The sequence below is a fragment of the Planococcus citreus genome (genome assembly GCF_003664125.1).
Classification (GTDB): Bacteria; Bacillota; Bacilli; order Bacillales_A; family Planococcaceae; genus Planococcus; species Planococcus citreus.
Map to the genome: position 1 here is coordinate 90,512 of NZ_RCCP01000006.1, position 7,186 is coordinate 97,697.

Consider the following 7,186-nt stretch of genomic DNA (forward strand, 5'->3'; position numbering starts at 1 on the left):
CTAGTCCTCCTTATTAATTCCATTTAATCGTTCCATAACCATTGTAGCAAATTCAGCAGGTTTTTCCACATGAATCGCATGTCCCGCTGAAATGATGCAGTGTTCTGCGTTCGGCAATAATTCCTCCATCTCACGAGCGATGGCGCAAAACTTCGGATCCAGTTCTCCGGTCACCAGCAAAACTGGCATCTCCAATTCCGGCAAACAGGTCCAATAAGATCGCTGTGAACCTGTGCCCATGCCTTTCAAGCTATTCGCCAAACCTTGTGCAGTCTGTGCCAATCGTTCTTGTTTTACTTGCTGCCGCACATGTTCCGGCAATGATTTCTGGCTGTCGAACAACGGGATGTTCTCCCATTTCTCAACAAATTGCTCTAGTCCACCATTAAGGATATTAGTGGCTAGCTGAGCATCCCGTTCTCGCCGCTCTTCTCTTACAACTTCTGATTTCAAGCCAGGTGAAGCACTTTCCAAAACAAGCTGGTCAATGCGGTGTGGAAATTCACAAGTATAGGCAAGTGCCGTGCGACCGCCCATCGAATAGCCGAGCAATGTGAATTTCTCCAACTTCATTTCTTTGAAAATGTAATCAAGGTCATCCAGCTGCCGTTCCATCGTATAACGACTTTCGTCTGCCGGGCTTTCTGTCTGGCTATGCCCAATCAAGTCGATCGCCACTATCCGATAGTCTCTCCAGTTTTCAATGGCCGTTTCCCATGTAGCAGTGCTGCCCGTAAAGCCGTGAAGCAAAACCAGGACAGGATGGGCTCTATCTCCCACTACCTCAATATGGTAGCGAACACCATTCGCTATCAATTTCATGTATTTAGCACCTCATCGAGCCGGTCCCACAATTTCCGGTGAACCGTTACGTTATTGGCGCGGTTTGTTGCCACTTCAATGATGCGCACCGGTTTGTCTTTCGGCGTTCTAAGCGCCGACTGCAATTCATCCACAGTCTCCGCAGAGAAATATTCCGCATCGTACATTTCAGCTGCTGCTTTGAACTGGATTCCTGTCGGCGTGCCGAAAAGTTCCTCGTAGTAGCGCTCTTCTTTCGACTGGGGCAAATAAGAGAATATCCCGCCTCCATCATTGTTCATGACAATGATCGTCATATCGGCAGCTTGCAGTTTCGATGCAAGCAAACCGTTCATATCATGCAGCAAAGCCAAATCACCGATCAATAGATAGCTAGGCCGTTTATTCGCTGCCTGGATCCCGAAAGCAGTCGATACCACTCCGTCTATGCCATTGGCGCCGCGGTTGGCATAAATCCGGACGTCCCGTTGCGTCACCTGGAAATACGTATCTGCATCCCGTATCGGCATACTGCTGCTCACAGTTAAATCACACCCATCGAGCTCATCAAAAAAGGCTTTCGCCAATACGCCTTCATCCAATTCTTGCTGGCAATGGATAGACATCGTCTCCTGCACCAATTCCCCTGCTTTTATCCATTGTTCGAGATACGGATTCGACGATTTCGCTTTCAAACTCAACTTCCATAGGGCAGAAGCATGCTGTTGGATGTGATGCGTGACAGCTGATTGCGGGTCTCTAAGCATCGGGCTTTCATCGAGCACGACATAACTCGCAGGCTCGGCTTTCCCTAAAAATAGGCTGAGCGGCTTGGATACAGGCTGAGGCCCAATCCTTACCACTACGTCCGGCGCTACACTGTCAGCAAATTTCTCGTTCTTCAGCAAGGCATCATAGGAATCGACGATGACATCCATTAGATCATCAGGTACATTCGAGCGCAGATTCGACAACGGATCGGCAAGCACTGGCCAACCGAGGCGGCGGATAAACTCCCATTGCTCCGATGAAACCAGAGCCGTATTTTCCCCAGCGATCAGCAAGCCCCGTGAATGGCTGAACACTCCTCGTAAAAATGCCGCAGCTTCATCAGTCAGCTGCTGGCTGCTTTCAAAACGGTATAGTTCTCTTTCGCTTTCATAAGGCTGTTCGAAATCGATGCCTAGCGGTTCACGGAATGGCACGTTCAAATGAACCGGTCCCTTCGGCGCGGTTACAGCCATGGCTGCTGCACGCCCCAAATGGCGCTTCAAAAACTCTAAACGGTTGCCTTGCTCCGGCAACGGCAAATCAGCTGACCACTTGACATGGGAGCCGAATAAATTGATCTGGTTAATCGCTTGCGGGGCCCCGACTTCACGAAGCTCATGCGGACGGTCTGCCGTCACGACCAAAAGTGGCACACGCGCATAATAGGCTTCGACAATCGCGGGAAAATAATTGGCTGCCGCAGTCCCTGATGTACAAATCAAAACAACTGGACTGTTCGAAGCTTTGGCCAAACCTAGTGCATAAAACCCAGCCGATCGTTCATCTATTTGCCGATACGTCTCTATCCCTTCCTGTTTCATAAAGGCATAAGCAAGAGGCGTCGAACGCGAACCTGGACTGATAACCGCCTTTTTTACCCCTGCATGTAACAGCGAATTTGTAAAAGCTGAAACATATTCAGTTAAAAATTCACGATTCGTCATGCAAATTTCCTCCCAGTACACGAAGCATCGGGCGGAACTTCACCCATGTCTCATCATATTCGGCTTCTGGCGTAGAATCTGCCACAATGCCGCCGCCTGCGAATAAATACGCTTTATCCCCATCAAGCAAAGCGGAACGGATCGCCACAGCGAATTCACCATCGCCTTTTGCGTCGATCCAGCCGATCGGCGCTGCATAATATCCTCTATTCAGAGGTTCATAAGAGCGGATAAAGCTAAGCGCCTGCAACTTCGGTTCACCGCCGAGTGCGGGTGTCGGATGTAGCGCTTCAACAAGATCCAGTAACGAACTGCCTTTTTTCAACTTGCCTTCCACCGGTGTATACAAATGTTGTATATCCCGAATTTTCATCAGCTTAGGATTTTGCGGAATGCGCGGATCCGAACAATGCTCCTCGAACACGTCACCGATCATCTGGACAACATACTGATGCTCGGAACGATTTTTTGAATCATTTAATAAAGCTTGTCCCAGCGCTTCGTCCTGTTCAACAGATTGACCGCGTGGGGTAGAACCCGCCAAACAAGTAGACAATGCTCTTTGCTGTTCCACTTTAACCAGGCGCTCCGGAGTCGCCCCGAAAAAGAATTGTTCGCCAGCTTCCAGCCCGAACAAAAAGCTTTCTGGCTGTTCATTCGCTGCTTGGTAGAGAGCAGAAGCCGGTGCTAAAGCTTCCTTAAAACGAAGTTCCAGCGCTCTTGCGATAACCACCTTATCGACTTCGCCTGCTCGGATTACGTCCGTCACTTTTTCGATGGACCGCATATACTCGTCTTTCTTCAGTTCCTTTTTATCAGAAACTTGGGGTTTTTGATACGCTTTTGGCTCTGAGACTTGTGCGCCATGAATTAGCCGGTCACGTTCTTTACGCAACATTTCAAAATCCATAAAACTGTTTGGCTGCTTAGTAATCAAGTGGACACTGACATACGCCTGCTCTCCCTTGATAATAAGCTGAAATGTCGGCACAGCAAAATAAGCCTGCGGGAAATTTCGCCACTCGCTCGGCTGATCGTTCAAAGGATCAAATGAAAAACCGCCGAATAGCACTGGCTGAACCGCTGTTTCTTCATTCACCAATTGGGCACTCAGCGCTTTCCAGTCCTTCTGAATGCTGCTGAATCGTCCTTTATAATCGTCAGCCGTCAGCACATAAGCATGTCCAAGGCCCACCATCGTAAAGGACTTTTCACGATTCTGCCAAAACATGCGCTTACCTTCGTACTGTTCCTGCCCAGCTTCAAAAAATGCCAGAGCAGACATGGTCGATACTTCAATTGTTTCTGTATAGAAGCGATAGCCACTGAAGCGATTCGCTTCCATTTGTTCAGTTGATGAATACGATTGTGAATTCACCGGATTACCTCCGTTTACTGCAGCTTCAATTCACTGCGATACATTTTATCTCTACCTTCTATCATACCCCTTTCTCCGGAATTCAGCACAACATATGCTGTAAATCTCTGCGTTTTGAAGTACAATATAGGTTGGAAAGAAATGAATAGGAGAGATAGAAATGACACATTCCATACAAGCTGATAGTGGATGGCGCGTCTGGTGGCAGCTCACCCGGCCCCATACTTTAACGGCATCTTTTGCCCCAGTATTCCTAGGGACAATGATTGCAATCCATTATACCGCTTTAAATTGGGCGCTGTTCTTAGCCATGCTGATCGCAAGCCTACTGATTCAAGCAGCAACTAATATGTTCAATGAATACTATGATTACGCCAGAGGGCTCGATACTGAAGAATCCGTTGGCATTGGGGGCGCTATCGTCCGGAATGGTGTTTCACCAAAAACCGTTCTGGTTCTGGCATTTCTGCTCTACGCTATCTCTGCTGTATTAGGGCTTTATATTGCAGCTTCTACCAGTTGGTGGCTATTGGCGGTTGGTGGCATTGGTATGCTAGTCGGTTATTTTTATACCGGTGGGCCATACCCGATTGCTTACACGCCATTAGGTGAATTGTTTTCAGGATTGTTCATGGGCTTCCTCATAGTAATCGTCGCTTTTTATATCCAAGCAGAAACGATCACCTCCACCGCTGTTATGTTAGCTGTACCCAGCACATTGCTCGTAGCAGCAATTATGATGGCCAATAACATCCGCGATATGGTCGGAGATAAAAAAAGCGGGCGGCGCACTTTAGCGATCCTAGCCGGCCGACCGGCTGCAGTAACAATTTTCATGTGGTTCTTTATTTTGTCTTATGCTTGGATTATTTTATTGGTGTTGCTCGGTATTGTTACACCCTGGGCTTTATTGGTGCTACTAAGTGTTATTAAGCCCTTGAAAGTAATTATGACTTTTAAGCGCTACACTGAGCCTCTACAAGTAATGCCTGCCATGAAAGACACGGGAATCACGAACACTTTGTTCAGCTTCCTGCTAGCAATCGGTCTACTAGTAGATTATTTTTTATCTTAAATACCTAAAAGCTGATGGCTCATTGCCATCAGCTTTTTATTATAGAAATAGCTATGAGAAGTCTCATTAAAAATAAGAGTGGTGAAAATTTCTCGGTTACGATATATTGTATCTAATATATTTTAAAGGGGTTTTCCTATGAAACCAATTTTATTAGGTCTTGCAGGAGCAATGTTTTTTGCAGTCACATTTATTGTTAATGCATTAATGGAGGCACAAGGAGGCCATTGGGTATGGAGCGCGTCCCTGCGTTACCTATTTATGATTCCTTTCCTCTTATTAATTGTCATGCTTAGGGGAAACTTGCTTCCGCTCCTCCACGAAATGAAAAAACATAAGGTGAAATGGTTATTGTGGAGTTTCATAGGATTCGGTCTTTTTTACGCTCCCTTGTGTTTTGCAGCAGCATATTCCCCAGGATGGCTAATAGCCGGAACTTGGCAATTTACAATCATCGCTGGAACTTTACTGGCACCTCTTTTTTTAGTTAAAATTCATGTATCCGGCCAAACTATTATGCATAGACAACACATTCCGATCAAAGGCTTATTGTTTTCAACGATTATTTTAGCTGGGATAGCCCTTCTTCAACTTGACCACTTAACTAATGTTACTATTTCCACGTTGCTACTCGGGTTAATACCCGTTTTGATAGCAGCTTTTGCCTACCCACTTGGAAATCGGAAAATGATGGAGGTTTGCGAAGGTCGTCTAGATGCATATCAACGCGTGCTTGGAATGACGATTGCCAGTCTCCCGCTTTGGTTGGTTCTCTCTATTTATGGTTTCTCGACAACTGGGTTGCCTTCTAACTCTCAAATTTATCAATCTTTGATAGTTGCCATCAGTTCAGGAGTAGTAGCGACTGTTCTATTCTTTATGGCGACCGATATGGTCAGAAACAACATGTCAAAGCTTGCTGCAGTTGAAGCCACGCAATCTATGGAAGTTATATTTGCATTAATAGGTGAATTTTTTCTTTTAAGCATCGCATTTCCTTCCCCAATAGCATTAATTGGCTTAACCATGGTAATACTAGGAATGGCAATACACAGTTTCGCTTCACACAATGAACAAAAATTAGAAAAAAGAAAAAAGCGTCATGCATATGAATGCATGACGCTTTTTAATATGACCCCTACGGGATTCGAACCCGTGTTACCGCCGTGAAAGGGCGGTGTCTTAACCGCTTGACCAAGGGGCCAAATACTGGCGGAGAAGGAGGGATTTGAACCCTCGCGCCGGTGTTACCGACCTACACCCTTAGCAGGGGCGCCTCTTCAGCCACTTGAGTACTTCCCCAGTATGGCTCCGAAGGTAGGACTCGAACCTACGACCATCGCATTAACAGTGCGGTGCTCTACCACTGAGCTACTTCGGAACAATGGTGGGCCTAAGTGGACTCGAACCACCGACCTCACGCTTATCAGGCGTGCGCTCTAACCAGCTGAGCTATAGGCCCATTATTGGAGCGGGTGAAGGGAATCGAACCCTCATCATCAGCTTGGAAGGCTGAGGTTTTACCACTAAACTACACCCGCAATATGGTGGGTCAGGACGGAATCGAACCGCCGACACTTAGAGCTTCAATCTAATGCTCTACCGACTGAGCTACTGACCCACATATTTATAAAAATGGCGGTCCCGACCGGGATCGAACCGGCGATCTCCTGCGTGACAGGCAGGCATGTTAACCGCTACACCACGGGACCATTTGGTTGCGGGGGCAGGATTTGAACCTGCGACCTTTGGGTTATGAGCCCAACGAGCTACCGAACTGCTCCACCCCGCGATAATTATATTGAAGAAAAATTGTCCACACATTTTTTAAAGATGGAGGAGGAAGAGGGATTCGAACCCCCGCGGGATTTGACTCCCCTGTCGGTTTTCAAGACCGATCCCTTCAGCCAAACTTGGGTATTCCTCCGTGATAAATATTAAATGGTGGACCTTGCAGGACTCGAACCTGCGACCGGACGGTTATGAGCCGTCTGCTCTAACCAACTGAGCTAAAGGTCCTAAAAAAGTGGCGGCAGAGGGGATCGAACCCCCGACCTTACGGGTATGAACCGTACGCTCTAGCCAGCTGAGCTACGCCGCCAGGATCTTTAAATTGTATAGTTGGTGGAGCCTAGCGGGATCGAACCGCTGACCTCCTGCGTGCAAGGCAGGCGCTCTCCCAGCTGAGCTAAGGCCCCATAAAGTGGTCGGGAAGAC

At 47.3% G+C, this 7,186-nt stretch carries 5 protein-coding genes and 12 tRNA genes; 2 read left to right on the forward strand and 15 right to left on the reverse strand.

Annotated elements, in window-relative coordinates; translation table 11 throughout:
* Genes menH through DFR62_RS15475 form a run of 3 tightly spaced genes read right to left on the reverse strand, consistent with a single transcriptional unit; the run spans position 1 to position 3,894 of the window.
* Positions 1-822, reverse strand: a complete 822-nt coding sequence (menH, locus tag DFR62_RS15465; protein ID WP_121301194.1) for a 2-succinyl-6-hydroxy-2,4-cyclohexadiene-1-carboxylate synthase — start codon at positions 820-822, stop codon at positions 1-3.
* Positions 819-2,516 carry a 2-succinyl-5-enolpyruvyl-6-hydroxy-3-cyclohexene-1-carboxylic-acid synthase gene (gene menD / locus DFR62_RS15470; RefSeq protein ID WP_121301195.1) on the reverse strand — a complete coding sequence of 566 codons (1,698 nt, stop codon included), beginning with the start codon at positions 2,514-2,516 and terminating at the stop codon, positions 819-821. The genes menH and menD overlap by 4 nt, the downstream gene beginning before the upstream one ends.
* Entirely contained in the window at positions 2,503-3,894 is a 1,392-nt protein-coding gene (locus tag DFR62_RS15475; protein WP_121301196.1) for an isochorismate synthase, read from the reverse strand. Before DFR62_RS15475 ends, menD begins: the two co-directional genes overlap by 14 nt.
* A gap of 160 nt (positions 3,895-4,054) precedes the next feature.
* On the opposite strand from DFR62_RS15475, the gene DFR62_RS15480 reads away from it, so the two are divergent.
* Entirely contained in the window at positions 4,055-4,969 is a 915-nt protein-coding gene (locus DFR62_RS15480; protein WP_121301197.1) for a 1,4-dihydroxy-2-naphthoate polyprenyltransferase, read from the forward strand.
* A gap of 138 nt (positions 4,970-5,107) precedes the next feature.
* Entirely contained in the window at positions 5,108-6,139 is a 1,032-nt protein-coding gene (locus tag DFR62_RS15485; RefSeq protein WP_121301203.1) for a DMT family transporter, read from the forward strand.
* Here DFR62_RS15485 and DFR62_RS15490 read toward each other — a convergent pair.
* The 12 genes from DFR62_RS15490 to DFR62_RS15545 form a co-directional block, all read right to left on the reverse strand.
* Positions 6,102-6,173, reverse strand: a tRNA-Glu gene (locus DFR62_RS15490). The genes DFR62_RS15485 and DFR62_RS15490 overlap by 38 nt on opposite strands.
* 6 nt (positions 6,174-6,179) lie before the next feature.
* Positions 6,180-6,271: transfer RNA gene (locus tag DFR62_RS15495), tRNA-Ser, on the reverse strand.
* A gap of 4 nt (positions 6,272-6,275) precedes the next feature.
* Positions 6,276-6,350: transfer RNA gene (locus DFR62_RS15500), tRNA-Asn, on the reverse strand.
* 4 nt (positions 6,351-6,354) lie between these two features.
* Positions 6,355-6,431, reverse strand: a tRNA-Ile gene (locus DFR62_RS15505).
* Positions 6,432-6,436: 5 nt separating this feature from the next.
* Positions 6,437-6,510 (reverse strand) — tRNA-Gly (locus DFR62_RS15510).
* A 4-nt stretch (positions 6,511-6,514) separates the two neighbouring features.
* Positions 6,515-6,590, reverse strand: a tRNA-Phe gene (locus DFR62_RS15515).
* A 15-nt stretch (positions 6,591-6,605) separates the two neighbouring features.
* Positions 6,606-6,681: transfer RNA gene (locus DFR62_RS15520), tRNA-Asp, on the reverse strand.
* A gap of 3 nt (positions 6,682-6,684) precedes the next feature.
* Positions 6,685-6,761: transfer RNA gene (locus DFR62_RS15525), tRNA-Met, on the reverse strand.
* Between the two features lie 42 nt (positions 6,762-6,803).
* A tRNA-Ser gene (locus tag DFR62_RS15530) sits at positions 6,804-6,896 on the reverse strand.
* Between the two features lie 15 nt (positions 6,897-6,911).
* Positions 6,912-6,988: transfer RNA gene (locus tag DFR62_RS15535), tRNA-Ile, on the reverse strand.
* An 8-nt stretch (positions 6,989-6,996) separates the two neighbouring features.
* Positions 6,997-7,070 (reverse strand) — tRNA-Met (locus DFR62_RS15540).
* 21 nt (positions 7,071-7,091) lie between these two features.
* Positions 7,092-7,167, reverse strand: a tRNA-Ala gene (locus DFR62_RS15545).
* Between the last annotated feature and the right edge of the window lie 19 nt (positions 7,168-7,186).

What these genes read in the sequence shown, in the direction of transcription:
- menH (WP_121301194.1), bottom strand. Translation starts at nt 822, where the DNA reads ATGAAATTGATAGCGAATGGTGTTCGCTACCATATTGAGGTAGTGGGA.
- menD (WP_121301195.1), bottom strand. Translation starts at nt 2,516, where the DNA reads ATGACGAATCGTGAATTTTTAACTGAATATGTTTCAGCTTTTACAAAT.
- DFR62_RS15480 (WP_121301197.1), top strand. Translation starts at nt 4,055, where the DNA reads ATGACACATTCCATACAAGCTGATAGTGGATGGCGCGTCTGGTGGCAG.
- DFR62_RS15485 (WP_121301203.1), top strand. Translation starts at nt 5,108, where the DNA reads ATGAAACCAATTTTATTAGGTCTTGCAGGAGCAATGTTTTTTGCAGTC.